Genomic DNA, 25,729 nt, shown 5'->3' on the forward strand with positions numbered 1-25,729 from the left:
GCCCATCGCTACACACTCCGTATCATACGACCCCGATCTCCGCCAGAAAAAGCTTTAGGCTTAAAGCAACTGATATCACCGCTCAGGGCATCAACACGCGCACACCGTCCATCTGGGCGATCAGAGCAACATCTTCATCGTAGATGTCACTCATCTCATCCACCAGATCTTCGGTCCAGCCAGGCATGTCCAGCTCTTCTTCTACCTCGCCCTCCAGCGCGTATTTATCCAAAAACGCCGCAATCGCACGACGCTTTTGATGTTCGGTCATCACTGGATGATCCTTGAGATATGCGCGGAAACGCTTCATGCCCTCGACACTCATGATCGAGCTGAGCAGATCAAACCCGCCGATTATCTTTTGATCATCAGGCAGCCCCGCCATCTGTCGAATGATATGCGCCCAGATCAGCGGCGTATCCTCGTTGCACCAAACCGTGATCGGCACATTCGGCACGGCCTGCCGCAACAGATCGAGCGTATCAGACCAAACCACATCACGCGGATCACGCCCCCCCCAGAAAGCGACAGGATCAGTGTTGTCGGACTTGCTATGGAGGATCGGTAGGAAAGCCGCAGGATTGCGGATACCCATAAAAATCTCGACTTCGTCGTGCTGGAAAATCTGCGCCATCCGCATCATCCGTACGGGGGCTGCGGGATAGAACATGCCTTGCTGTACGGCAGTCTTGGGCGTGCGAAAGAAATTGGCGTCCGATAGAATCACACGTTGCGCATCACCATCGTCCAAAATTGCATCCATAAGCACATCGCGCGCGATTTCCGACGGAGGTGCGCTGACCATAGCGTTCAGGGTCTCTCGCAGAATGCCGCGGTACTTGCTGTGCCCGGGCACTTTGACACCCTTCGAGGCAAAGTCATCTGCGTTACGCAACAGGCACTTCATCAGCCGGTCTTCTTCGGTGAAGTGTACGCCCGCGTGTAGCACTAATTTCATGGTCTGCCGCCCTATTCTTTTTGTTTTCTGTATACCCTGTCGTACCAGAGCTGTAAAACCTGCAAAAGGACCATAAAACCCTCTTGCACGATCTTTGCATTCGGATTAAGTCAGCGCGCAGTGCCCCTATAGCTCAGCTGGTAGAGCAATTGATTTGTAATCAATAGGTCCGCGGTTCGAGTCCGTGTGGGGGCACCATTTCACCATCCAAATTTATCCAAAGACATCCGATAAGCCCATTGTTATATAGGTTTATCGAGATCGTTCGTCCGATGCTGTTTTTTAGCATCCAGCACCGTACCCCCTGATTGGGGGTATATTTGGGGGTACGATGAATTTGAAAAAATGAGCGTACCCCCACTATGCCTCTCAGTGATATCAAGGTCCGAAACCTCAAAGCCGCAGAAAAACAGTACAAGGTCAGCGATTTTGAGGGCCTGTTTATCATGATTAAGACAAGTGGGTCTAAGTCATGGCGCTTTAAGTACCGGATGAGCGGCAAAGAAAAACTTCTCGTCATTGGCGACTACCCCGCCCACAGCTTGGCGCAAGCGCGTAAAGCTCGTGACGCGGCAAAGGCCTTGTTAGCGCAGGGGATTGATCCCAACGAATCCAAGCAGGAAGAAAAACGAATAAAGGAAGCCGCCAAAGGCGAGACATTTGCGAAACTAGGGCAAGCGTTTTTAGCCAAGCAACGCCAAGAGGGTAAGTCTAAAGCCACCTTGGATAAGACGGAATACCACCTCAAGCTTGCCAACCAAGGTTTCGGACACAAACCAATCTCCGAAATCACAGCGCCAACGATACTTAAAACCCTGCGCAAAGTGGAAGCTAAAGGCCACTACGAGACCGCCCACCGGCTCCGCGCCCGCATTGGCTCTGTCTTTCGCTATGCAGTGGCGAGTGGCGTTGCGGAAGTTGACCCTACATATGCGCTACGAGACGCCCTAATCCGCCCAACCCGTGTCCACCGCGCCGCTATCACAGACCCTAAGGCGCTGGGCCAACTGATGCGCGAAATAGAACATTTCGACGGCCAAGCCACAACGCGGATCGGACTTCAACTGCTGGCAATCCTCGCACAGCGCCCCGGAGAGATCCGCAATGCAAAGTGGGCCGAGTTCGACTTTGCTAACAAAATATGGGCCATTCCTGCCGAGAAGATGAAAATGCGCCGTGACCATCTTGTTCCCCTTCCCGAACAAGCGATTGCTTTGCTGGATGAGCTGCGCAGAATGAACGGCAACGGCGAATACCTCTTCCCATCCTTGCGGACATGGAAGCGTCCTATGTCTGAAAACACGCTCAACGCAGCACTCCGGCGCATGGGTTACTCCGGCGACGAGATGACCGCGCATGGATTTAGAGCAAGCTTTTCAACCTTGGCCAATGAAAGCGGTCTTTGGCACGCAGACGCAATTGAGCGAGCGCTTGCCCATGTAGAAAAGAACGAGGTTCGCCGAGCATACGCTCGCGGCGAACATTGGGATGAACGTGTTCGCCTTGCGGATTGGTGGGCCGATTACCTCGAGCAGATAAAAAACTCTATTCAGAATCTTACAGGAAGATCGCATGCCGAATGACAAATTGAGCTACCCCCCGAAATTCGGACACTGACGTAAGCTGCGATTTGTAGTTTGCTGATCTTCAACACGAAGGAGATCAGACATGTCGAAACGGAAGCAACATTACCCAGAATTCAAGGCCAAGGTCGCGTTGGAGGCGCTGAAGGGCGAAGAGACGGTGAGCGAGCTGGCCAGTCGGTTCGGGGTTCACCCGACGATGATCCACCAATGAAAGCGGGCCTTGCTTGAGGGCGCATCCGGCGTATTTGAGCGCGGTGGCCGGAAGACACCGGAAGTCGATGAAGAGCAGGTCAAAGACCTGCACGCCAAAATTGGGGAGTTGGCCGTCGCCAATGATTTTTCGGCCAGAAAGCTCAAGCCTTGGACCGGCAAGTGAGGCATAAGATGATTGAGCCCTCCAATTCTAATCTGTCCATCGGCAAGCAGTGCAAGCTGTTTTCGATCTCACGGTCATCGTTTTACTATGAGGCCAAGGGCGAGACGGAGCTGAATCTCGATCTGATGCGTATAATCGACAAACAGTTCCTGGAGACGCCATTTTACGGTGTGCGGCAGATGACGTGGCACCTGCGCAATGAGAGTTATCTCGTGAACGAGAAGCGCATCCGCCGTCTCATGCGGCTCATGGGTTTGATGCCGATCTATCAAAAGCCCAATACCAGCAAAGCCGCAAAGGGGCACAAGATTTACCCCTACTTGTTGCGTGGCCTTCGCGTGGATCGGCCTAATCAGGTCTGGTGCGCTGACATTACCTATCTGCCAATGCGGCGTGGCTTTCTGTATCTGGTTGCCATCATGGACTGGCACACGCGTAAGGTTCTGGCTTGGCGGATATCAAATACGTTGGAGGCAGAGTTTTGCGTCGATGCGTTAAACGAAGCGATCCACAAGTTCGGCCCACCGGAGATTATGAGCACGGACCAGGGCAGCCAATTCACATCTTTTGCGTGGACGGATCGGCTGCGCCGGTCAAATGTTCGCATATCAATGGATGGCAAAGGCCGCTTCCTCGACAACATCTTCGTCGAACGGCTGTGGCGATCCCTGAAATACGAATGCGTCTATCTGCATGCCTGGGAGACCGGATCAGAGGCCAAAGCTGGCGTCCGGAAATGGATCAAGTTCTACAATCACAAACGTCCACATTCCTCACTTGGCGGCAAGCCACCCGCCGTGGTCTACTGGCAGAGAAATGAAACAACCAACCCCGATCAGCAGGTGCAAAGAGTAGCTTTAATTACGCCAGATACTGTCCAATAAATGGGGAGTAGCTCAGTACCGGAGCCTCCCCACTTAGCCGAAAACAAAGTCCACTTCCGCAAGAGCAGCCATTCCGATTCCGGCAAGAGTTATTTCGACCCCCTGATCAACAAAGCGAACGTCTGCACCTGCGGCCGACATATGCGCCAGCGCGTCCGCGTGGGTGACATAGCCAAAGCCATTGAACTGCACCGTGTCCCAGCTGTCGATCTGCAAGACCGTGTCATGGCCGTCTTGTGCTGCGTCAAAGACAAATGTGTCCGCAGAAAAGCCACCGACAACGATGTCGTCGCCTGTCCCGCCGTGCAGAATGCTGCCGTCGTTTGACAGGATATAGTTGTCGAAGGCCACTGTAGTGCTGGCGATAAATTCTTGGCTTTGAGCAAAACCGCGCACAATGTCTTCGCGCTTGCCGCCATTTGCAATCACATCCAACCAACCGTTCAACCCAGCCGTATCAGCCGCCCGATTCAATACGTTTTGATAGAGCTGGTTGATGAAACCAGTATCGCCTAGCGCGCCATACGTATTCTGGAACTCAGCCGAATTGGTGAAGCCCGCCGCAATCGCTGTATAGGCCTGACCTGCCCCCAATTGTGCGCTCCACCCCTCTAGCCCGCCAGCGTCGGGCGCGCGGTCCAGTGTGGCGCGGTAGAGACGGTAGATATCATCAAGATAGTTTGCCTGCTGGCGCAAAGACAGGCCGCTTGAGAAGGCATCGGCCATCGCCGCAGTGCTGGCCTTGAATTCAGTACTTTCGGAAAACCCGATAACAACCTGCGCGCGGCTGGCCCCGTCCGCCAGATTGGCAAGCCAGCCGTTCAAACCGGCGGTGTCGGGCGCACGGTCAAGAACGTTGTTATACAGCAACGTCACAAAGTCAGCATCATCCAGACTGCCATATACATTCCGAAATTCCTGCGAGCCGACAAACCCTGCCACCACCGCCAGCGGGGTCATCCGGCCCGACCCAAGCTCGGCAACCCACGCCTCAAAGCCGCCACTATCGGGCGTGCGGCCCAGCGTCGCCTGATAAATGCGGTAGACCTGCCCCCCCGCCAGATCAACTGCATCAACGGTTGTACTGCTCATCAAGATGTCATCGCCAGCCCCACCAAACAAGGTATCATGCCCCTGTCCGCCGATCAGCAAATCGTCACCGCCCGCGGGTGCTGGTGCGTTTTGTACCGCCACGATGCTGAAATGTGCGTCAAACACGACACCAGCTGCCAGTTCATCCTGCGGGTAGGCTGATAGTTCGGCAAAATAGCTGCCCGATTGCTCAATCTCGACGTCGAGAAACGGTTCACGCCCGTTTGCGCTGCCGCTTCCGCCAAGAGAGGTGTCGGCGTCATCGTTGCTGGCGACCGCGTTGCCTTCTTGATCAAAGAGACGCAAATAACCGTCAATCTCCGTGCTGCCTTGCCGCATACCGTCAATATCGATCACAAGGCGGTCGCCCGACAACAGGTCAAAATGGTAGTATGCGAAACCTGCCTCGGGCATCTGTTCGCTGATTGTCACATGCGGGATCGTAGAGCTTTGCAAAATGGCATCGTTCTGGAAAAGGCTGAAACCGCTATCCACGCGCACCGCCGTCTGGCCCGTGCGCACGTCATGCGGAACTGCAACCGTACGTGCCCCGTATAATATTCCATCGCCGTCCGCGAACCTCTGCACAGGCGTGCTGGTCAGGCTTTGCACCCTATCTCCGTACAGTAGGTCATCTCCGTTTGCGCCGCGCAACACGTCATTCCCACTCATCCCCATAAGCGTATCGTTCCCAATATCGCCTTGCAGCGTATCACCGCTGTTAGTGCCCAAAAGGTCAAGGTGGATGCCCGTCACAACGGCGCTACTGCCCGATTGCACAGTCTCGCTAAACCCGCTGCCATCATTGTAGCTGACCTTGACTGCCAGACGCGTGCCAAGGTCTGCATCGCTCACGCGGTAGGTCGCGCCCGTGGCATCGGAAATTTCAGCAAAATTACGCAGCCACTGATATGTCAGAACACCCAAACCGTCAGAATCAGCAAGTGCGGAAGCGTCAGCGGTCAGCAGCCCGCCTTGTACCGCATTCCCGTTTAGCCGCACCTCACCCGTTGGGGCGTAATTTTCGCCCTGAACATGCGCTGTGGCGTCGGATCTGACGGTTTCAACCGTATCGTAGCCGTCGGTATATGTGACTTCGACAGAGATCGTTGCCCCCACCTGCGCTTGTTGCACCAGATATGCGTTATTTGTTGCCCCTGCGATCGCATTAGCCCCAGAAAACCACTGATAAGAGAATGTGCCCAAACCGTCGGCGTCTATAATCCCCGAGGCATCGGCTTGTAGGTATTCGTTGATCGCTGGGCGACCGGTAACGGCAACCTGCCCCAAAGGGGCCGCATTGGTATTTGTTATCATCCAGTCGAATTCGGCCTCGGCTGTGCCCTCAAACCCGTCATCCACTGTGACGCGCAATTGGTGGGCATACGTGTTGGGCAACAACGCCCCCGTCACCAGGCCCGTTTGCGCATCGACACTGACCCCTGATGGCAGGCCACGCACGTTATAGGTCAACGCATCGCCATCAGCATCCGAAAAATACTGCGAGAGGTCAAAGGATATGGGGCCTTCGGCGGTATTCACTGACTGCGGATCTGTCGACACGGGTGCCGTGTTTTCGTCGATCTCCTGCAAGCGTGCGACCGAGATCTCCGTGCCCCAAAACCTGAGCGTTTCGACACCTGTCAGCGTATCGATCCCGAAGTCTGATTTGAGGATCACACCTTCGTTAGTATAGGTGCGGGTAGTCTCGTCCCTATTGGCCGAGATGTACACAACATCGCTGCCCGAGCCCCCGATCAGCAAATCGTCACCGCCATCAATCCGCAGCGTGTCGTCCCCGCTGCCACCATACAGCGTGTCGGCACCATCGCCACCATTCAGGGAGTCGTTGCCCGCTTGCCCCCTTACCTCGTCGTTACCATCGCCCGCAAAGATCGTGTCGTTGTCACCGCCCCCGAACAAGGCATCCGCACCCGCAGCACCTGTGATTGAATCCGCACCAGAACCTCCGGTGATGGTATCACGACCATCTCCGCCCCGCAGCACGTCGTCGCCACCGCCGCCCTCAATCTCGCTGGTCTGGGTGCGTGCGGAAATCGTATCCGCGCCCCGTCCCCCGATGATCGAGAGGTGCTCGAACCCTGAAAAATAGCTTGTATTCGTCTCGTCAGAAACGCTCAACGAGGGGGTCGTGCTATAGGATTGCTGAAGGTTAAGGTCAGAGGTGTAGTCAGAGAAATCAAGCGTCAAGCTGTCGATGCCGTCGCCTGTACCAACGCCGGCACCTGCAATACCAAACTCTTCGTTGAAGATGTAGATGACAGTATCGTCGCCGTCACCAGTATATAACGACAGTGCCTCGATGCTGCGCAACATTGTGCCATCAGACAAGGTCTGATCCGTGCCCGTGGCCGTTGCATCAAACAGCATCGTGAGGTCTTTTGTCACGTCGTAGCGCGTGACAGAGGCGCGGTCATGCCCTTCGCCCCCGTCCAGCAACGCATCACGGTCCGATGACCTAAGAGAGTCGTCGCCCGCCGCAGCGTTGAGCGTATCAAACCCTGAACCGCCGTCCAGCGTGTCATCACCACTGCCACCATAAAGTGTGTCGGCACCGGCGTCACCGCGCAGGGAGTCGTTGCCCGCCTGCCCTCTGACCTCGTCATCACCATCGCCCGCATAGATTGTGTCGTTGTCACCGCCCCCGAACAAGGCATCCGCACCCGCAGCACCTGTGATTGAATCCGCACCAGAACCTCCGGTGATGGTATCACGACCATCTCCGCCCCGCAGTACATCGTCGCCACCGCCGCCCTCAATCTCGCTGGTCTGGGTGCGTGCGGAAATCGTATCCGCGCCCCGTCCCCCGATGATCGAGAGGTGCTCGAACCCTGAAAAATAGCTTGCATTCGTCTCGTCAGAAACGCTCAACGAGGGGGTCGTGCTATAGGATTGCTGAAGGTTAAGGTCAGAGGTGTAGTCAGAGAAATCAAGCGTCAAGCTGTCGATGCCGTCGCCTGTGCCAACGCCGGCACCTGCAATACCAAACTCTTCGTTGAAGATGTAGATGACAGTATCGTCGCCGTCACCAGTATATAACGACAGTGCCTCGATGCTGCGCAACACTGTGCCATCAGACAAGGTCTGATCCGTGCCCATGGCCGTTGCATCAAACAGCATCGTGAGGTCGTTTGTCACGTCGTAGCGCGTGACAGAGGCCCGGTCATGCCCTTCGCCCCCGTCCAGCAACGCATCACGGTCCGATGACCTAAGAGAGTCGTCGCCCGCCGCAGCGTTGAGCGTATCAAACCCTGAACCGCCGTCCAGCGTGTCATCACCACTGCTCCCCGACAACACGTCAGCACCGGCGTCGCCGTTCATCAGATCATTACCTGCGCCCCCATAGACCTTGTCATTACCATCGCCGCCATAAATCCAGTCGCTCCCATCATTCCCAAACAAAAGGTCGTTGCCAGCATCGCCCCTGAGCGTGTCTTTGCCACCCTCGCCGCGCAGTACATCTGCGCCATCGCCCCCTCTGACGCTATCGTCATCTGCACCGCCATATAGCGTGTCCTTGCCGTCTTCGCCGTAAAGCCTGTCCGCGCCGTCATCGCCATAGACAAGATCGTCGCCCGCATCGCCGTCGAGGCTGTCCGCCCCGTCGCCCCCATAGAGCGTGTCATTACCGTCGCCACCCCGCAAGATGTCGTTGCCTTCATTGCCTTGCAAAAGGTCTTCGTCATCGCTCCCCGACAACAGGTCATCGCCCAGTCCCCCGTCGAGCGTGTCGCGGCCTTCCCCGCCATAAAGCGTATCGTTCCCCGAGCCGCCTTTGACGGTATCGTCACCGTTGTCGCCGGCGATATAGTCATTACCAGAGCCGCCCAGAAGGCTGTCGTTGCCGTCGCCTCCGCCTAGCCAGTCATCACCGTTTTGCCCCAGAACCGTGTCGTTGCCATCGTCGCCATATAGGCTGTCAGCCGCCGCGCCGCCCTGAACCGCATCATCGCCATTACCGCCGCGCACCAGATCGGCACCCAGCCCACCCGACAAGACGTCAGCACCCTCCGCGCCGTAAAGAGAGTCATCGCCGATGCCTCCTTTGAGGGTATTGCCTTTGTCATTCCCCTCAAGCCGCAAACCGACAGCCCCCTGAGCGGTCAGGTGCTCGACGTAATTATCATCACGCAACTTGATGTCGGCGCGTGTAAATATCGTGTCATCGCCGCCAGAAGCGACCTCGATTACAAGATCATCCGTGCTGTCCAAGTAGTAGACGTCATCGCCCGCAAGCCCCTCCAACGTGTCAGCACCGCCTGCGCCATTCAGGGTATTGTCGCCGGCATTGCCGACGATCTGCTGCGCCGTCATCGACCCTGTCAGCGCCAGATCCACAGTCGCATCTGCATTCGTCGCTTCGATCCGCTCAATCTCGAGCGCACCTGCGGCCGTAAAATCAACACTTGTGCGCAAAGTATCGTCACCACCATCATCCATAATGGTGATCTCAGACGTGCTAACGAAATAGAGATCGTCGCCCATACCGCCGTCGAGTGTATCACGCCCCGTGCCTGAATAAAGCGTATCAGCGCCGTCTGCCCCTATCAGATGGTCGTTGCCTCTAAGGCCCAGCAAAACGTTACCGTTCTCGTTCCCTTCGAGGTAGTCTGCGTAGGCAGAGCCGATCACGCCTTCGACGCTAGTCAAAACAAGTGGCGCCGCAGCATCGGATACCGAAGCAGAGCCATTTGCCAAATCGACCGTGACGCGGAACGAGCCGCTTGAAAGGCCCGCATCGCGCGCAAGCCCGTCAAAGCTGACACGATCAATGCCTAATCCACCGTCAATACTGTCTGCGCCACCGCCCGAAAGAATAGTGTCGTCGCCGTCCCGCGCGCTGATGATCTCGGCCACCGCCGTACCTTCAACCACTTCGCCCGCGTTTGTGCCATTGACCACAGGGGTCAGCGTCCCGCCCAAAGCCTCCGCCTGCGCAAAGGTGAGGGTCTGGTCAGCAAAAACCAGCTGTTCCACATCGCTTTTGACAAGGTCGAGACCTTCGGCCGTTTGCACCAACAGGTCGCTGCCTTGGCGCTGGGTAACAGTCTGCGTGCTGTTGGCAGCAAAAACGGCACGGTCTGTGCCTTGCCCCCCGCTTAAAGTATCGTCGCCATCCCCACCGACCAGCGTGTCATTACCGCTGCCCCCTTCGACGAAATCAAACCCCGCAAAAGCGGTTAGGCTATCTTGGCCCGCATTCCCGACAAGGCTATTGTCGCTGGAGTTGCCATTCACCGTGTCGTCGCCCGACCCGCCAACAGCGTTCTCGATCAACACACCATATGCGATGCTGTAGCCGCCTCTCAGACTTCCACTGGTGACATAGGAAAACCGTCCCAAGCCGCCCTCTTCAACCTCCAGCGTTGCAGCCCGCAGATCGATGACCGCGTCATGCGTTGCGGCGCTGAAATCTATCGCATCCACGCCGCCCGCGTCCCAAATAGATTGGGTTTCCGCGCTGGCGGTATAAGTGTCATCGCCTACCGCCGTTTGCGTATTCGCACCGTAGATGGATTGTAGTGCTGCGATATCCAGCGCCATCAGATTTGAAGGTCCGGTAATATACTGACTGTCCGGCAGTTCAAAAGGATCCCTTCGGCTGTAGGCCAATACCGAATAGTAGGCCGAATTAAAGCCGAAATCGCCTGCGGTCCCCCCTCCGGGTGCCTCCTGCTCAATAACACCAGGTAGAACCACGCCATCAAACGGGTGGCTAAGGCCCAAAGCATGGGCCATCTCATGCCGGATCAACCGCTCACCCGAACCCTCAACCGTAATTCTGCCATAGCCGCCAAAGCCTGCGGCCCAGCTGCCTGCATCATCGGTCATGCGCAATTTAATATCCGCGTTTTCAACGTCGTTTGTTTCAGTGAACGTCAAATCGCTTACGGCCGAAAAGACCTCCATATGGCTACGAAAGTCTTCGCGTTCGCTTGGGGTCCATTCGGTGGAGACACCGTCGCCGCCACCAAAAAGCCCAAAGGCCTCCCCCCCAGCGCCAAACGCATATGTCAGATCAGGATAGCTGGCGTAGTAGGTCAGCGCAAAGTCGCTCCGGTTAAGCGTACTTAGCAACGGGTGACCCACGCGAACGATATTTTCTGCACCTGCCATGAGAATTCCCTTCTGACCCATATAGATTCTCGTGACGATAGACTTTGCGGGTATTCATTCATATTCCAATATGACGATTGCACAAAAAAAGGCGGCTGAAATCTGGGCTTTTAAGCGCTGGGGTGCGTACGACGGCAAAAGCCTGTGGTGATCATCACGAAGGGGCTTTGTTGAATTAAACGTTTGAAGGACGCTCTTCGCATTTGCCCGGACCGACTTGGCCTACGCGGCTCTGTTGCATAGATCTGAGTTTGAGCGGACTGCCCCATTTCCCGGGCGGACTTATGCTACGGGCTCAGTGATGGGGATGCCAAGAGCGGTATAGCGGTTCAGGACCGCGATGCGTACTTGGAGTTCTGCAACCTGCCCGTCGAAGTCTCGGGCCATGAGGCCTTGGCCGAGGAGTTTGACGCAGTTCATCCACTGACCGGCAGTGGTTTGCTTGCAAACCATGAGAGGTTTCGTCTCTGCGCGGCTGCGGCGGTGATATCCGGTCAACTTTCGCCACAAGGCGCGACCAAGATATTTGCAGGTCCTCGCGGCTTCGTTTCGCGCGATGGCACCCGCTGTCGTTGGCTTCCAAAGCTGCGCATTGTTACGTGGGAGATGATGGCGGCGGCTCCGCGAGCGGCAAGCACATTGTGGCATCTGCGCGTGTCATAGGCTCTATCTGCGGTGACCGTGGCAATCTCTTGGTCGGGTGGGATCTGGTCCAGCAAGTCGGGCAGCATTGGTGCGTCGCCTACGTTCCTTGTCGTGACACCGAACGCGCGGATCTCCAGTGTTTCTTCATCCATACCAAGGTGAACCTTGCGCCACAGGCATCTCTTTGGCCCGCCGTTCCTACGTGCATTCCACTCTCCTTCGTCTTCCGCTTTGATCTCGGTCGCACCGATCAGCAGATGGAGCGGCCCCGATCCGCCACGATAAGGGATGGCGACGTTCAGTGCCTTCTGACGGCGGCCTAGGGCACTGAAGTCTGGCACTTTCCAGTCAAGCCCTGCCAGCCGCAGCAGACATTCGACAAAGCATGTCGTCTGTCGAAGAGGCATGTTGAACATTACCTTCATTGTCAGGCAAACTTGGATCGTCGCGTCGCTAAATTCGGGCTGACGCCCCCGCTTGCCTGTCGGCGGCGCGTGCCACGACATCTCGGGGTCAAACCAGATCGATAGCGAACCGCGCTGCTTCGGCGCGTCGTCCATTGTGCTCGAACCAATGGCGAATTAATGGCCAACTGTACGAAAGCCAGTTCCTGGCCTTGTACTTCGTGAGGGACCAACTGCTCATCAGTGACAGCTACCACGCTGGATTCATAAGATGTATCCCTCACGCCATTTGTGCAACAAAGCCCCCTAAAGAGATCACCAAACGCGGGGGAATGCCCGAAAACGGTTCCATCTTCTTCACCACTTTCCAGACCCTCACCACCGACCAAGGCGGCAAGCTGGGATATGAAGACTACGCGCCCGACTTCTTCGATTTCATCATCATCGACGAATGCCATCGCAGCGGAGCCAATGCCGAGAGTTCATAGCGCGACATCCTTGAGCGTTTCAGCCCCGCCGTGCAGCTGGGCCTGACCGCCACGCCCAAACGCACCGACAACGCCGACACCTACGCTTATTTCGGCGAACCTGCCTATGTCTATTCCCTGCGCAAAGGGATCGAGGATGGCTACCTCACTCCTTTCCGCGTGCGCAAATACGGATCAAACAGGGATACATATGAGTCTGATGGTATCGATAAGGTATTAACGGGTGCCTTCACCGAGTTTTGGAACGAAGAACGTTCAAAGTCTGTAGCATTGATTTGCTCGGAGGAAGGCTTGGATGTGGGAGCATTCAAACAAATGATAGAAAGCTACCAATTCTCTGGCAAACCACCTTTGAACGATACAGTCGTCAAAGCGCTGGAGAAGCCACCCCGCATTTTAGAGCGAAAGTCCGTTGCTGAACGAATTATCGCAAAACTTCTTAGCCTGATTTCTAAGTTCGACGATGGTTTGGGAGACCTATGAAACGGCAACTGGGGGTACGATTGGGGGTATGATCAAAGTAGATATTATTTTTAAATAATATTATCAGTTACATATATCACCAATGGGAAGACGTGTGGGCACCATTTTACCATCCAGAATAGTCCGAAGACATCCGAAAAGCCCTGTGTTATATCGGTTTTATCGAAATCGTTCGTCCGATGCTGCGTTATTGTATCTTGCTGCGTACCCTCTGATTGGGGGTGTCGGGATTTGACTGGAGACGTGATATCTCTAACAGACATTCAACTGCGCCTCCTGAAACCCCGCAACAAAGCATGTAAAGTTTCTGACTTCGAAGTCTGGTTTATCTTGGTTAACATGAATGGCTCAAAGCTGCAGCAGTTAAAATATCTCCTGTTTGACAAAGAACGCCCGCTCTCGTTTGGTGTACATTCAGACGTCAGCTCAGGCGCGCAAGGCAAAGGAAGAAGCGCGGTTCAAGGTGGATGCTCAGGCTATCTAATGCGTCGTATTGACCCCACGGGAGTGTGCAGTAGCACTGTTGAACCGACCGCAAGAGGCCGGGCTATGGTATCTGAAATTTGCCAAGCATGGCGCGGTGTAGATAAGTTGATCACTGAAAACATGGGCAAGGAAGATGGCACGCATCTTGCAGCCCTCAGCCGTAACCTATGCGACCAACTGGGTGGAAAAAGGCCACAAGCCATGACGCGTGAAACAGTTCAGCCCAGTGGGGATGCAAACCCAGACACGCAAGACAACGCATCATGATGTTGTTCGCACCATTTCCCGGACCGGGCAGCTAAAGACCAACATTAGAAAAAGGAGAATACTCTATGTCACGCAAAGTTCTCTATTCCACGGTCGCGGTATCAGTCCTAGCGGCGGGTTCGGCCCTATATCTCTTGTCGTCATACCCACAGGATACATCCGGCACCGTGGACACATCAGCCGCAGTTGAGGCCGCAACATGGGCCGACAACGTCAGCATCACTCTCGATGCCGCGGAGAGCACATTCACATTTCAATCAAATGGTATTCCCGATCACGGGTTTGCAGAGCAATATCTGATCCCGATCGATCCAACGGACCAACCCTTTTCTGACAAACCGGCCGAGTTCTTCGATGTGGTCAATTCTGCAGAGTATTTCACGGAATCAGAGATCAACACGACGATTACCACAACGCCAGTCTATGCGAAGGAGCCCACTGACACATCACTAGGCCGCATCGGTGTGGCGTTAAGTGGTGCACAGATTTTCAACGATTATGAGGACATGGAACGGACCGTTGTTGCGATTGATGATCAGGTCATCCACGACCATGTGCCATTTTTGGACGAATGTAATGGTCACACCTTGGTCGACGGTACAGACTATCATTACCACGGTATTCCGGTCTGTCTGACGGTCAGGCTAGATGTGGAGGGCGAACATTCCTACATGCTCGGTGTGCTGGAAGATGGATTTCCAGTCTATTCAAATCTGGACGTGAATGGCGTAGAGATCAGCAGCGACGCACTGGATGAATGCAGCGGGCATGTTGGTCCGACACCAGAATTTCCTGACGGGACATACCATTATCACCTGACGGCGGACGAAGCGCCCTACATGATCGATTGTTATCACGGCGAGATTGAACAAGCCGAAATGATGCGCGGTAGCGGCGGCGCTCGGCCTGACTTTGCAGCGATAGCGCAGGAGCTTGGCGTAAGCGAGCAAATGTTGATGGATGCACTTGGAGACACCATGCCGCCCGACTTTGACGGGGCCGCCAAAGAGCTTGGGATCAGCCTCGACGCCCTTATGGCCGTCATGCCAGCACCGCCACAATGAACCCAGACAAAATCACTCGGATCGGCAACATCTTTGCTGGCCTTACGCTGGGGTTTCTTGCTGTATTCGCAGGTCAGGTTCTTGCCCAAGAGGCGATGTCTGCCATGGATAAAGGCGGTATGAGCCATGGCATGTCCGCAACGGGCGGTGAAGGGGTGGAGCATGATCACCCTGCCCTGCCCGTCGACCCAAGTCTGCCCATCCCCAGCCTGACGCATCTGGCTTTTCCTGATGCGATGGATGGCTACAACATCCAGATACTTGTCCGTAATTTCACCTTCACACCGGCATCCATTAACCGTGAGGTCGTGCCCAATGAGGGCCATGCCCACATATATATCAATGGCGCGAAAATCTCGCGGGTGTATGGCAATTGGTATCACATACCCTCATCCCTGTTCGCGCCCGGCGTGAACGCCTTAACCGTGACGCTCAATGCAAATGACCATAGTACGTGGGCAACGCCGGATGGCGCATTGATAGCATCAACTGTAGCGATCATCCGACCTGCCAGTGACGAGTAAAAACTCGGCGCAGTCTTTGTTTTGTGTGGGACTATAGTCAGCTGTGCGTCCAAGGTGACAAATGCGGAAAATGAAAAGAACGGAGGCTTTGATACTTTTTCGTTCATAAAACGACGGGAATAGGGCTCCCGTCCGTTGTAGGTTAGAACGCACATTTTGGAGATGACCATGAAGGCTTTCATAACCACATTTAGTCTAGCACTATGCGCCACAGGAGCAGTTCAGGCCCACGTCGCCATGACCGTGGAGGAGGATCAACGTTGTATTGTGTCGGATGGCATACCTGAGCACGAAACCGGACCATGGCGCGAAGGCGCAATCGTTGTTGAGCAGGACCATAAATTTTGCATGGACGCGACCCCTCAATTGACGGACACAGTCACCCAGAACGTCCGCATTTCCGGCATTACCATTACCGGCATCCCGCTCCGCCCCGGAACCGCTGAATACTATGATGCCTCCACAGATCGGGGTTATTCGCGTGATCCATCCTCAGGTTGGAATGTCGAAGGTATCGGTGGGTTAATCATGGATGCGCAAAACGCTCACGTAGATGGCGACGGATACTATCATTATCACGGCATTCCGTCTGCGGTGACAGGTTCATTGGATACTCCCCTTTTTGGCTATGCCGCTGACGGCTTTGAGATCCACTATGCGGGCGAAAACGTGAAATCATCCTGGCAATTGAAGAGTGGCGAGCGCCCCTCTGGCCCGGGCGGCGAATATGACGGCACCTATGTCCAGGACTACGAATTCGTCGAAGGATCGGGCGATCTGGATGAATGCAACGGGACGACGCGCAACGGGCGCTATGTGTACTATGCGACCGATACCTTCCCATTTTTCCCACGCTGCTTCAAAGGAACGGTTTCGCAAGACTTCGCCGGCGGACGTCGTGACCGTCCCGCCCCACCAAACGACGGCGGCTAGATATTCCAAAGCGGACCTTGGGGTATCATTTTCCAAGGTCCATTTCATCCGCGACGTGTGAATTTATGCATCGGGCGGCGCACGCACGTAGCACTAATAGTTGCTCCAAGTGCATAATCATCAGCACAGCCTTAGGGCGACAGAACAGTCGGCCATGCGACCTACCACAATGCCTGACCAAGTAAATCGCAAGTGCGCCGACTGGCGCAAATAGCCCATCGCACCGCAAATCGTTTCTATTGGCAGCGATCAAAGGGGAGCAAACTGCTGCTCTTGTCGTATCTCACAGTGTTTTTTCAAAAATCGCATCGCTCAACATGCCGCAATTTTAGGCATTTATCACTTGATCGGCGCTTATTTCAGCACCCCCCACGGTTTCAACACCTAATCTGCGTCGATAACTTTCGTTCCAACAGCCACCGATTAATCGTGTTGGCACCTGAAACAGGTAATTCAACGCCACGCGAGGGTGCAATCCTGGCAGATAACGACCCCCGCATGGCTGCAACATGAAGCTGCGTAACCCGCATAGCATTCAGGCTGGGCCTTGACTAGCTGATGCACCGGATACGTGGCGAAACCTTAGGGGGTCTATCCTTTGACACTTCGTTCCACTTTGCTTTCTACATTGTCCGCCAGCGTGCTGTGCGTCGCAGGCTCTGCTGCTTTTGCTGAATGTTCCGCTCCGATCAAAGTCGGAGTTCTGCACTCCTTGTCCGGCTCTATGGCGATTTCCGAAACCACGCTGAAAGACGCGATGCTGATGCTGATCGAGCAGCAAAATGCGGCTGGCGGTTTATTGGGCTGCCAATTGGAGGCGGTCGTTGTTGACCCTGCATCCGATTGGCCGTTGTTCGCGGAAAAAGCCCGCGAGCTTTTGACCGTCAATGAGGTCGATGTGATCTTTGGCAACTGGACATCTGTTTCACGAAAGTCTGTGCTGCCGGTGATCGAAGAACTGAACGGCTTGCTGTTCTATCCTGTGCAGTACGAGGGCGAAGAGTCGTCTAGAAACGTATTCTACACAGGTGCCTCGCCAAACCAGCAAGCGATCCCTGCGACCGACTACTTTCTTGAGGAACTCGGCGTTGAGAAATTTGCATTGCTCGGCACCGATTACGTGTATCCGCGTACAACCAACAACATTCTTGAGTCCTATCTGAAGGATAAGGGCATCGCGGCCGAAGACATCTTTGTAAACTACACCCCTTTTGGCCAGTCTGACTGGGCCACCATCGTGGCAGACGTTGTTGCCCTTGGTGAAGACGGCAAGCAGGTTGGCGTGATCTCTACGATCAACGGCGATGCGAACATCGGCTTCTACAAAGAGCTCGCCGCTGCGGGCATTTCGGCGGACGATATTCCTGTTGTTGCGTTCTCGGTTGGTGAAGAAGAGCTGTCCGGCTTGGACACGTCCGACTTGGTCGGTCATCTGGCGGCGTGGAACTATTTCCAGTCTGCCGACTCTGAAGCCAACGACAAATTCATCGCCGCATGGAAGGCCTTCGCTGGCGAAGAGCGTGTGACCAATGACCCGATGGAGGCCCACTATATCGGGTTCAACATGTGGGTGAATGCAGCGACCGAAGCAGGCACAACGGACGTCGATGCCGTGCGCAGCGCCATGTATGGTCAAGAGTTCCCGAACCTTACCGGTGGGACGGCTGTAATGTTGCCAAACCACCATTTGGCCAAGCCGGTTCTGATTGGCGAAATTCAAGCAGACGGTCAGTTCGACATCATCAGCCAAACGACCGAAGTTCCAGGCGATGCGTGGACTGATTTCCTGCCTGCCTCCGCAGTGCTGAAGTCCGATTGGAAAGATCTCGGCTGTGGCATGTATAATGTTGAAACCGCAACATGCGTTCAATTGACTTCTAACTACTAAGTCCTTGCGGCAGGCACGCGGTCCCTTCCAGAAGGTTCGCTGCGCGCCTGTCGCATTCGTATTGAAAGAATGCTGATGCGCTCCGCCTTAATTGCTTTGATCTTTATGATGTGCAATACACCCGCTGCCTTTGCCCAAACCCTCCAGCCCATTTTGCAAACCCACGCCGCCGAAATCGCAAAACCTTCGCGCGGTTCGGTAAGCGAAACCCTTGATGCGATTGCCGCGTCAGGTCTGCCGCAAGTCACCACCTTTCTGGAGCAATGGTCCGAGAAAAACGTCTGGCAGCGCAACGATGGGCTGTTTTTCATTGGCACGGAAGCGGATGGCACTCTTTCGCTAACTGATGTCGATACGCAGGCCGCGTCCACCGCACCGAAATCTGAATTCAAACAGTTGAAACCGAACGGTGGCGTGCGCAGGTTGATCGGGACGACACTGGTGCAGTTTCAGCTGACCGACCCCGATTTGACGCGCCGTGAGACAGCTGTGGCCTCTATCGCGCGGCGTCCCGAAGCCGCGCAACTGGCCCCGCTTTTGGCGTCGATTGACCCCGAAGTGGACCCCGCCCTAAAGGCACGAAAAGTCCAACTTGCCAACTTCCTATCCGCGCGCTTTGCCACAGAGCCAAGTATGCGCATCGCCGCGATCGACAGCCTTTCCACGGATACGTCCGTGGAAGCCCGCGCCGTATTGAATCAAATCCTGACCACGACCAACGGCGTTTCGGCCCAAAAACCAAATAGCAACATCGCCGCGATCCTCGATCCGATGGTCACGCCCGACGCCTCATATGCGCAGTTGGTCGCAGCAGATCTAGCCCCCCCCAAACAAACCCCTGCCGACATCAGAAAAGCGCTGGAAGCGAACATCATCGACGGACGCATTGCAGGCTTTCCTCTGGCACAGATGAACGATCCGGAACGACGCGAAGCGGCCTATGCTGGCTTGGCTGCTAACGGCTTGGTCCCTGTTTTAATTACGCAGACCGTGCGCGATGCAGCCTTGAATAGTCATGTGTTTTACACGCTTTACGAAGAACCCAACGCAGACATCACAGCAGCCGCACAGACCGCGCTGAGATCTGTTGATAGCCGCGTCGCCACGGCGCAGGCGGCTGATCTGACGTTAGATGCCTTGTCATTAGCGTCGATCTTTTTCCTCGCGGCGATTGGCCTTGCGATCACCTTCGGGGTCATGGGCGTGATAAACATGGCGCACGGCGAATTCATTATGATGGGCGCTTATACTGGCTATGTCGTACAACTGTTTGTTCCGAATTATACGGTGTCGCTAATCATCGCCCTGCCGCTGTCGTTTGCCGTTACCTTTGCCGCTGGTGTCGTGATGGAGCGGTTGGTGATCCGTCGATTATACCACCGCCCGCTGGAAACACTTCTTGCGACATTCGGCATCTCGATTGCATTGCAGCAGTTGGCCAAGAACATTTTTGGCACCCAAGCCCGCCCGCTGACATCGCCCGACTGGCTGGCAGGCGCATGGGTTGTCAATGACGTGATCCAGATCAGCTTTATCCGCATTGCGATTTTCGTGTTGGCCCTGATGTTCCTCGGGCTGATCCTCTACATCCTTAAACGCACGCGGCTGGGCCTGGAGGTCCGCGCCGTCACCCAAAACCCCGGAATGGCATCGTCGATGGGGATCAATCCCGACCGCATCAACATGATGACCTTCGGGCTTGGGTCTGGCATCGCAGGGATCGCTGGGGTCGCTATCGGACTTTACGCCAAGGTCACGTCCGAGATGGGATCAGACTACATCGTGCAGAGTTTCATGACCGTGGTTGTCGGCGGCGTTGGCAATGTCTGGGGGACGCTGGCGGGCGCTGCAATGATCGGCTTTGGTCAAAAAGGTATCGAATGGCTGAACCCTTCCAACACGCTGGCAGCACAAACCTATATGATTTTGTTCGTCATCCTGTTCATACAATTCAGGCCAAAGGGCATCGTCGCGCTCAAGGGCCGCGCGGCGGGAGACTGAGTATGAAACGCACGTTCATTGCAAAAAACCCGTCTGTGCTGTGGTTTCTATTAGGCCTGTCACTCTTTACGGTCGTCGTATCGATCATGAGCGAAGCAGCAGGCACAGCCGTAATCTCAACCTCGTTCCTAAAGACACTCGGCAAGACGTTATGCCTGTGCCTTGTTGCCATAGCGATGGATGTGGTTTGGGGCTATTGCGGCATCCTGAGCTTGGGGCATTTCGCGTTTTTCGGAATTGGCGGTTATGCCATCGGGATGTGGTTGATGTATGATCGTACCAAAGACATTGTGGTATCATCGCTGGAAAACAACGTCCTGCCACCTACCCCAGACGAGATTACAGACGCGATCGGCAGCCAGATATTTGGCGTCGTGGGCAGCACTGATTTCCCAATGATCTGGGCCTTTTCCCATTCGCTACCACTGCAACTTTTGGCCGTTGTGCTGGTGCCGGGACTGCTGGCGCTGGTCTTTGGCTGGCTGGCCTTTCGCAGCCGTGTCGCAGGTGTCTACCTGTCGATCCTGACCCAAGCGATGACGTTGGCATTGTCGCTGTATTTCTTCCAGAACGACACCGGTTTGCGCGGCAACAACGGCTTGTCCGGTCTGCAAAATATCCCGGGGCTTGAGTCTGTATCTCAAGCTACTGTGTCACTTTGGTTTTTCTGGGCCTCTGCCGCAGCCCTTGGCGCGGGGTACCTTATGTTCGCGTGGATGACTTCGGGCAAGTTCGGGTCGGTGATCCGCGCCATCCGCGACAACGAGGCGCGCGTGCGGTTCCTAGGGTATCATGTTGAGAGTTATAAATTGTTTATCTTCACTGTCACCGCGATGGTCGCTGGCGTTGCGGGTGCCCTGTATTACCCACAAGCAGGCATCATTAACCCAGCGGAAATCGCGCCTATTGCATCAATCTATCTGGCGGTTTGGGTCGCGATTGGTGGCCGTGGCCGCCTGTACGGCGCGGTGATCGGGGCGGCGGTGGTGTCGCTGATGTCCTCCTGGTTCACGGGCGGCAGTGCGCCCGACATCAACTTGGGCATATACGTAATTAAATGGACCGACTGGTGGTTGGTATTGCTGGGCCTGACTTTCGTCGCTGTTACATTGTTCTTCCCCAAAGGCATCGGCGGCTTGTTTGATCTACTGCCCCGCAAAGGAGAGCGGTCATGAGCACGCTTTTAGAAGTCTCTGGCGTGAGTGTCAGCTTTGACGGTTTCAAGGCGATCAATAACCTGTCGATCCAGATCGCCGAGCCAGAATTACGCGCCATCATTGGCCCGAACGGTGCAGGCAAAACCACGTTTATGGACATCGTCACCGGCAAGACCAAGCCCGATGAAGGGTATGTCATTTGGGGGGAAAAGTCAGTGTCCCTGCTGGGGATGTCCGAAAGTCAGATCGCCCAAGCGGGCATCGGGCGCAAGTTTCAAAAACCCACTGTGTTCGAAGCACAAACAGTCCGGGAGAATATTACAATGGCGCTAAAGAACCCGCGCCGTCCGTTTGATTTGCTCTTCAACCGCGTGGCTGCTGATACAGAAGAACGCGTGCGTGCAATCAGTGATGAGATCGGCTTGACGGTTGCTTTGGACCAGATGTCAGGGGTGCTCAGCCACGGTCAAAAGCAATGGCTCGAGATCGGGATGCTATTGGCACAAGATCCACGGCTGTTGTTGGTGGATGAGCCCGCCGCAGGTATGTCTGCCGTCGAACGGGAGCAAACCACGGACATACTGGTGCGGGCCGCAAAGACCCGCGCGGTTGTTGTCGTTGAACACGACATGGACTTTGTCCGCCGCCTCAATTGCAAAGTCACGGTGCTGAACCAAGGATCGGTTTTGGCCGAAGGATCGCTGGACCATGTGACGCAAAACCAAGACGTCATTGACGTTTATCTAGGGCGCTAACCGATGTTGGAAATTCAAAACCTGACCTTGAAATACGGGCAAAGCCAAATCCTGAACGGTGTTTCACTGGTGGCAAAAGCGGGCGAGGTCACAGCTGTGATGGGCACCAATGGCGTTGGAAAAACCAGCCTGCTCAAGGCCATTGCAGGACGTCACCCCTATGCAGACGGCTCGATTTTGCTCGACGGAATGCCTCTGTCACACCTTAGCCCCTTTGATGCGGCCAAAGCGGGCATTGCTTACGTCCCTCAGGGGCGCGAAGTGTTTCCCATGATGACCGTTGTCGAAAACCTTGAAACCGGTTTTGCCTGCTTGGACAAAGCCGATCGCGCCGTCCCCGATCAGATCTATGATCTGTTTCCTGTGCTGAAAGAGATGGCTGGTCGCCGTGGCGGGGACTTGTCAGGCGGGCAGCAGCAACAACTGGCCATCGCCCGTGCACTGATAACGAGGCCCAAGGTTCTTTTGCTGGATGAGCCGACCGAGGGCATTCAACCCAACATCATCCAACAGATCGGCAACGTCATCCGCCTGCTGTGCGAACAGGGTGATATGGCGATTGTGCTGGTTGAGCAGTTCTTTGATTTTGCGTTTGATCTGGGAGACGCGTTTACCGTCATGAAGCGCGGCGAAGTGTCGTTTCACCAACGTGCAGATGATTTGGAACGCCAGACCCTGTTTGATGCAGTGATGGCTTGAACACAGAGGTTGGTATGGCTGTGGCCACATCCGGCAAAGGCGACATATTCAGGTCTCGCACACTCACGCACCTTTCACAGTGACAGTAGCACGACCTGCCCCTGTACGAGGCCCCATTGTCCCACGATACGTCAGTTCAGGCACCGTGCAGCAAAAGGTTTGTTTCATGGCGACGCAGCCGAACCAACTGAACGGCTGCTTCGGTGAAATAGGCCGCAGCCCCGGCAAAGCATCACCGCGAATGCAACGAAATGCTGCGTAGCAAAAAGCGAAAAACCTAAGCCTGTCAAAGCCCCGCAAAACGGTCTTTGCCATTTATGATGGAACCTTGGTGCCTGATGACGGAGCACGATCGAGGCCGCAAAAGGGGATTGGGCTACAATTGATGGGGCGCCCGACCGTCACAGGGTGCCGCCCAATGACAGGGAAGAACTCACTTCACTGCACTATGTCTACTCGGCAACCTGCCCTGCTCTCGCTCCAAACACTGCCGTTTCGTACAAATTTACGCGGCTCATGTTCAATGCAGGCATCGGGTGACGCCTTAGTGTGTTTATATGATCAGCGTTTTCCCGTCTTTGGTCCATCGGCAGCTGAAGCCGCCCGTTTGGCGCATTCAGGCGGGTATGCTTTGGATAAACGCTCGGAGTGCTGCAGACGCAGCGCATCCAAGCCGACATTCAATCCGAAAACTGCGCTGCCCCTCATACTTGAACAAAAGGCAAAGCATATGAATTTGACCCAAGCCTCCCTCACATTTGCCGCCGCTTTGGCGTTGCCAAACATCGCCCTGTCCCAAGCCATTATGGAACCACCTACCGGCTTTGAACGCATTGATCTGTCGGGCAACGACGAGGTGCTGACCTGCATGGTCGGCGGCGATGGACCTGCGATGCTGTTGTTGCATGGCTGGCCCCAAACCGCGGCGGAATGGAAGCCCGTGCTGCCCGCCCTGTCCGCCAAATTCACGGTCTATGCTTGCGACCTGCCGGGCGTGCGTGACAGCACAAACACGGACGACGACTTTACCAAGGCTGACATGGCCAACGACATTCACGCAGCCTTTGCGGGTGCGGACATCGGGCCCGTGCATCTGGTGGGGCACGACATTGGCTTGATGGTCGCATATGCCTACGCCAGCGCATTTCCGGAGGATGTGACCACACTCACCGTAATGGACGCCCCCCTGCCCGGCACGCCCGCGTATGACTGGATCGCCACGAACCCGCTGGCATGGCACTTCGCCTTCCACATGGTGCCACAGGTGCCAGAAGCGATCGTGGGCAACAGCGTCGAATATTACATAGGCCACTTTATCACCGAGCTTTGGGCTGACCCGTCAGGACCACCTGCAGAAGTGATCGCCGCATCGGTCGAGGCGTATTCAATTCCCAAAACCCTGCGTGCAGGGTTTGAGTGGTACCGCGCCTTCCCGCAAGACGCCAAAGACAATTCCGCCAAGTTTCAGACGCTGCTCACCATGCCTGTTCTTGCACTGAATGCGGGGGCTTTGTCGCCAGAGCCTTACGTATTGCAAATGATGCAACCGCTTGGAGAAAATGTCACTGGCATGGCGATCGAAGGCTCCGGTCACTGGCTGACCGAAGAAGCCACCGAAGCTGTCGCCACCAGCATCCTGACCTTCATCAAGAAAGCCCAGACCAATGATTGATCGACGCACAGTCGTGTTGGGCGGCGCAGCAGGTTTGGCCGCTGCATCCGTCAATGCGCAAACAAATGGAACATCTGAAATGCCCAATGAACCCCGCCTTGTCATGTGGGGTGCTGCCCTGATGGCCCATCCATTGGCCACTCGTCTGGAGGCTGTTGCCGCAAGCGGCTTCAGCCATATGACCGTATTCCCTGCAGACATGAACCGCTGGCGCGCCGAGGGGCTCAGCGATCCTGAAATCACCGCGCTAATCCGCGCTTCTGGTATCAAAATCGCCACAATCGATCCCTACACAGGCTGGGTGCCCGGCTGGACCATGGAAGGCGTTGATCAATACACCCGCGACTTTATCGACGTGAGCGAGGACGAGGTGTTTCGCATGGCGGATGTGCTGGAAACGGGGCAGATAAATCTCGTGGAATCTGCGGGAGACGCATATGATCAGGCCGCTTATGCCGATGCTATGGCATCCTTTGCAGAACGTGCGGTTTCTAACGGGCTGAAGCCGACATTTGAATTCATGCCGACCTCGAAGATCCCCGACCTTAAAGCCGGTTGGGCCTTGATCGAGGCCAGCGGTGCCGATGTTGGCCTGACCTTTGACACATGGCATTTCTGGCGCTCGAACCCAGATCACGATCTGTTGGCGACCATCCCGATGGACCGGATCCTCGAGGTCCAGATTGCGGACGGCAACACCAAAATCGTCGAGAATTTGCAGACCGATCTGTTGTTCCACCGCAAAGTACCCGGCGAGGGGGAATTTGACCTCGCCCGCACGATTGCGGTGCTGCGTGGCATGGGGCCCATGCGCTCTCTCGGGCCAGAGACGTTCTCTCAGGAGATGAACGAAGCCACAGCGATAGACGCCGTACAGCGCAATGAGGCGGGTTTGCGCAAGGTTATGGGTATGCCTGCATGACCCAAAGTCGTGAATGGCAGTCGAGATGACGGACCGAAAGCACACAGGCGGAATTATTTCCTCGCGTTTTGAGACACTTACGTTTGTTTTTTTCATGACCCTTCTGATGGGGGTCGTCCTCTCTGGTATTTTCGAGGTTCAGACACCGTCCGGCGACGACCCGTTTATCGCCCGATGGTTTACGCGGTTTGTGGGCACTTATGTGATCGTGCTGCCGGTGGTCGCCCTCGTCTCGCCCGTGGCGCGGTTCCTGACCGACAAATTGGTGATGAGGTCGTGAAACAGCAACCGGCGTTGGCGTGCAATT

The 25,729-nt window shown here is 55.4% G+C and carries 18 protein-coding genes, 1 tRNA gene and 2 pseudogenes; 17 read left to right on the forward strand and 4 right to left on the reverse strand.

What is annotated here, in order from left to right:
• Positions 1-82 precede the first annotated feature (82 nt).
• A complete protein-coding gene (locus Q0903_RS09070) occupies positions 83-958 on the reverse strand; it encodes a hypothetical protein (RefSeq protein ID WP_299414729.1) in 876 nt (291 codons plus the stop codon).
• 122 nt (positions 959-1,080) lie between these two features.
• Here Q0903_RS09070 and Q0903_RS09075 point away from each other — a divergent pair.
• The 3 genes and pseudogenes from Q0903_RS09075 (at position 1,081) to Q0903_RS09085 (ending at position 3,804) form a co-directional block, all read left to right on the forward strand.
• A tRNA-Thr gene (locus tag Q0903_RS09075) sits at positions 1,081-1,156 on the forward strand.
• Between the two features lie 164 nt (positions 1,157-1,320).
• On the forward strand, positions 1,321-2,541 hold the full coding sequence (locus Q0903_RS09080) for an integrase arm-type DNA-binding domain-containing protein (RefSeq protein WP_299414730.1): 1,221 nt from the start codon (positions 1,321-1,323) through the stop codon (positions 2,539-2,541).
• Positions 2,542-2,626: 85 nt separating this feature from the next.
• A pseudogene (locus tag Q0903_RS09085) lies at positions 2,627-3,804 on the forward strand (IS3 family transposase).
• 33 nt (positions 3,805-3,837) lie between these two features.
• Here the strand turns inward: Q0903_RS09085 and Q0903_RS09090 are convergent.
• The 3 genes from Q0903_RS09090 to Q0903_RS09100 form a co-directional block, all read right to left on the reverse strand.
• The gene (locus Q0903_RS09090) at positions 3,838-11,034 is read right to left on the reverse strand and encodes a DUF4214 domain-containing protein (protein ID WP_299414732.1); all 7,197 of its coding nucleotides are present in this window, start codon (positions 11,032-11,034) and stop codon (positions 3,838-3,840) included.
• 282 nt (positions 11,035-11,316) lie between these two features.
• Positions 11,317-11,487: a hypothetical protein gene (locus Q0903_RS09095; RefSeq protein ID WP_299414734.1), complete on the reverse strand. Its 171-nt coding sequence runs from the start codon at positions 11,485-11,487 to the stop codon at positions 11,317-11,319.
• 41 nt (positions 11,488-11,528) lie between these two features.
• Positions 11,529-12,239: an IS5 family transposase gene (locus Q0903_RS09100; protein WP_299414736.1), complete on the reverse strand. Its 711-nt coding sequence runs from the start codon at positions 12,237-12,239 to the stop codon at positions 11,529-11,531.
• 65 nt (positions 12,240-12,304) lie between these two features.
• Here Q0903_RS09100 and Q0903_RS19750 point away from each other — a divergent pair.
• The 14 genes and pseudogenes from Q0903_RS19750 to Q0903_RS09170 form a co-directional block, all read left to right on the forward strand.
• A pseudogene (locus Q0903_RS19750) lies at positions 12,305-12,796 on the forward strand (DEAD/DEAH box helicase family protein); the annotation flags it as partial.
• Positions 12,776-13,054 (forward strand): hypothetical protein, encoded by a 279-nt coding sequence (locus Q0903_RS19755; RefSeq protein ID WP_366141498.1) that lies wholly within the window; start codon positions 12,776-12,778, stop codon positions 13,052-13,054. The pseudogene Q0903_RS19750 and the gene Q0903_RS19755, both read left to right, overlap by 21 nt.
• Before the next feature lie 231 nt (positions 13,055-13,285).
• On the forward strand, positions 13,286-13,807 hold the full coding sequence (locus Q0903_RS09115) for an Arm DNA-binding domain-containing protein (RefSeq protein WP_299414740.1): 522 nt from the start codon (positions 13,286-13,288) through the stop codon (positions 13,805-13,807).
• A 65-nt stretch (positions 13,808-13,872) separates the two neighbouring features.
• Complete coding sequence (locus tag Q0903_RS09120; RefSeq protein ID WP_299414742.1) at positions 13,873-14,871, forward strand: YHYH protein; 999 nt, start codon at positions 13,873-13,875, stop codon at positions 14,869-14,871.
• Positions 14,868-15,395 carry a hypothetical protein gene (locus Q0903_RS09125; RefSeq protein ID WP_299414744.1) on the forward strand — a complete coding sequence of 176 codons (528 nt, stop codon included), beginning with the start codon at positions 14,868-14,870 and terminating at the stop codon, positions 15,393-15,395. Before Q0903_RS09120 ends, Q0903_RS09125 begins: the two co-directional genes overlap by 4 nt.
• A gap of 168 nt (positions 15,396-15,563) precedes the next feature.
• Entirely contained in the window at positions 15,564-16,328 is a 765-nt protein-coding gene (locus Q0903_RS09130; protein ID WP_299029776.1) for a YHYH protein, read from the forward strand.
• 628 nt (positions 16,329-16,956) lie between these two features.
• Positions 16,957-18,216 carry an urea ABC transporter substrate-binding protein gene (gene urtA / locus Q0903_RS09135; protein ID WP_299416023.1) on the forward strand — a complete coding sequence of 420 codons (1,260 nt, stop codon included), beginning with the start codon at positions 16,957-16,959 and terminating at the stop codon, positions 18,214-18,216.
• A 75-nt stretch (positions 18,217-18,291) separates the two neighbouring features.
• On the forward strand, positions 18,292-20,217 hold the full coding sequence (urtB, locus tag Q0903_RS09140) for an urea ABC transporter permease subunit UrtB (protein WP_299414746.1): 1,926 nt from the start codon (positions 18,292-18,294) through the stop codon (positions 20,215-20,217).
• Positions 20,218-20,219: 2 nt separating this feature from the next.
• On the forward strand, positions 20,220-21,392 hold the full coding sequence (gene urtC, locus Q0903_RS09145; protein WP_299414747.1) for an urea ABC transporter permease subunit UrtC: 1,173 nt from the start codon (positions 20,220-20,222) through the stop codon (positions 21,390-21,392).
• Entirely contained in the window at positions 21,389-22,129 is a 741-nt protein-coding gene (gene urtD, locus Q0903_RS09150; RefSeq protein WP_299414749.1) for an urea ABC transporter ATP-binding protein UrtD, read from the forward strand. The genes urtC and urtD overlap by 4 nt, the downstream gene beginning before the upstream one ends.
• A 3-nt stretch (positions 22,130-22,132) precedes the next feature.
• The gene (urtE, locus tag Q0903_RS09155) at positions 22,133-22,828 is read left to right on the forward strand and encodes an urea ABC transporter ATP-binding subunit UrtE (protein ID WP_299414751.1); all 696 of its coding nucleotides are present in this window, start codon (positions 22,133-22,135) and stop codon (positions 22,826-22,828) included.
• A 730-nt stretch (positions 22,829-23,558) separates the two neighbouring features.
• Entirely contained in the window at positions 23,559-24,500 is a 942-nt protein-coding gene (locus Q0903_RS09160) for an alpha/beta hydrolase (RefSeq protein WP_299414753.1), read from the forward strand.
• Positions 24,493-25,422: a sugar phosphate isomerase/epimerase gene (locus tag Q0903_RS09165; RefSeq protein ID WP_299414755.1), complete on the forward strand. Its 930-nt coding sequence runs from the start codon at positions 24,493-24,495 to the stop codon at positions 25,420-25,422. The genes Q0903_RS09160 and Q0903_RS09165 overlap by 8 nt, the downstream gene beginning before the upstream one ends.
• Before the next feature lie 13 nt (positions 25,423-25,435).
• Entirely contained in the window at positions 25,436-25,702 is a 267-nt protein-coding gene (locus Q0903_RS09170) for a DUF2798 domain-containing protein (protein ID WP_299414756.1), read from the forward strand.
• Positions 25,703-25,729 lie beyond the last annotated feature (27 nt).

The organism is uncultured Sulfitobacter sp. (genome assembly GCF_947502895.1).
Classification (GTDB): Bacteria; Pseudomonadota; Alphaproteobacteria; order Rhodobacterales; family Rhodobacteraceae; genus Sulfitobacter.

Excerpts from the sequence above, each read along its gene's own strand:
- Q0903_RS09070 (WP_299414729.1), bottom strand. The coding sequence starts at position 958 with ATGAAATTAGTGCTACACGCGGGCGTACACTTCACCGAAGAAGACCGG.
- Q0903_RS09080 (WP_299414730.1), top strand. The coding sequence starts at position 1,321 with ATGCCTCTCAGTGATATCAAGGTCCGAAACCTCAAAGCCGCAGAAAAA.
- Q0903_RS09090 (WP_299414732.1), bottom strand. The coding sequence starts at position 11,034 with ATGGCAGGTGCAGAAAATATCGTTCGCGTGGGTCACCCGTTGCTAAGT.
- Q0903_RS09095 (WP_299414734.1), bottom strand. The coding sequence starts at position 11,487 with ATGGTTTGCAAGCAAACCACTGCCGGTCAGTGGATGAACTGCGTCAAA.
- Q0903_RS09100 (WP_299414736.1), bottom strand. The coding sequence starts at position 12,239 with ATGGACGACGCGCCGAAGCAGCGCGGTTCGCTATCGATCTGGTTTGAC.
- Q0903_RS09120 (WP_299414742.1), top strand. The coding sequence starts at position 13,873 with ATGTCACGCAAAGTTCTCTATTCCACGGTCGCGGTATCAGTCCTAGCG.
- Q0903_RS09125 (WP_299414744.1), top strand. The coding sequence starts at position 14,868 with ATGAACCCAGACAAAATCACTCGGATCGGCAACATCTTTGCTGGCCTT.
- Q0903_RS09130 (WP_299029776.1), top strand. The coding sequence starts at position 15,564 with ATGAAGGCTTTCATAACCACATTTAGTCTAGCACTATGCGCCACAGGA.
- urtB (WP_299414746.1), top strand. The coding sequence starts at position 18,292 with ATGCGCTCCGCCTTAATTGCTTTGATCTTTATGATGTGCAATACACCC.
- urtC (WP_299414747.1), top strand. The coding sequence starts at position 20,220 with ATGAAACGCACGTTCATTGCAAAAAACCCGTCTGTGCTGTGGTTTCTA.
- urtD (WP_299414749.1), top strand. The coding sequence starts at position 21,389 with ATGAGCACGCTTTTAGAAGTCTCTGGCGTGAGTGTCAGCTTTGACGGT.
- urtE (WP_299414751.1), top strand. The coding sequence starts at position 22,133 with ATGTTGGAAATTCAAAACCTGACCTTGAAATACGGGCAAAGCCAAATC.
- Q0903_RS09160 (WP_299414753.1), top strand. The coding sequence starts at position 23,559 with ATGAATTTGACCCAAGCCTCCCTCACATTTGCCGCCGCTTTGGCGTTG.
- Q0903_RS09165 (WP_299414755.1), top strand. The coding sequence starts at position 24,493 with ATGATTGATCGACGCACAGTCGTGTTGGGCGGCGCAGCAGGTTTGGCC.
- Q0903_RS09170 (WP_299414756.1), top strand. The coding sequence starts at position 25,436 with ATGGCAGTCGAGATGACGGACCGAAAGCACACAGGCGGAATTATTTCC.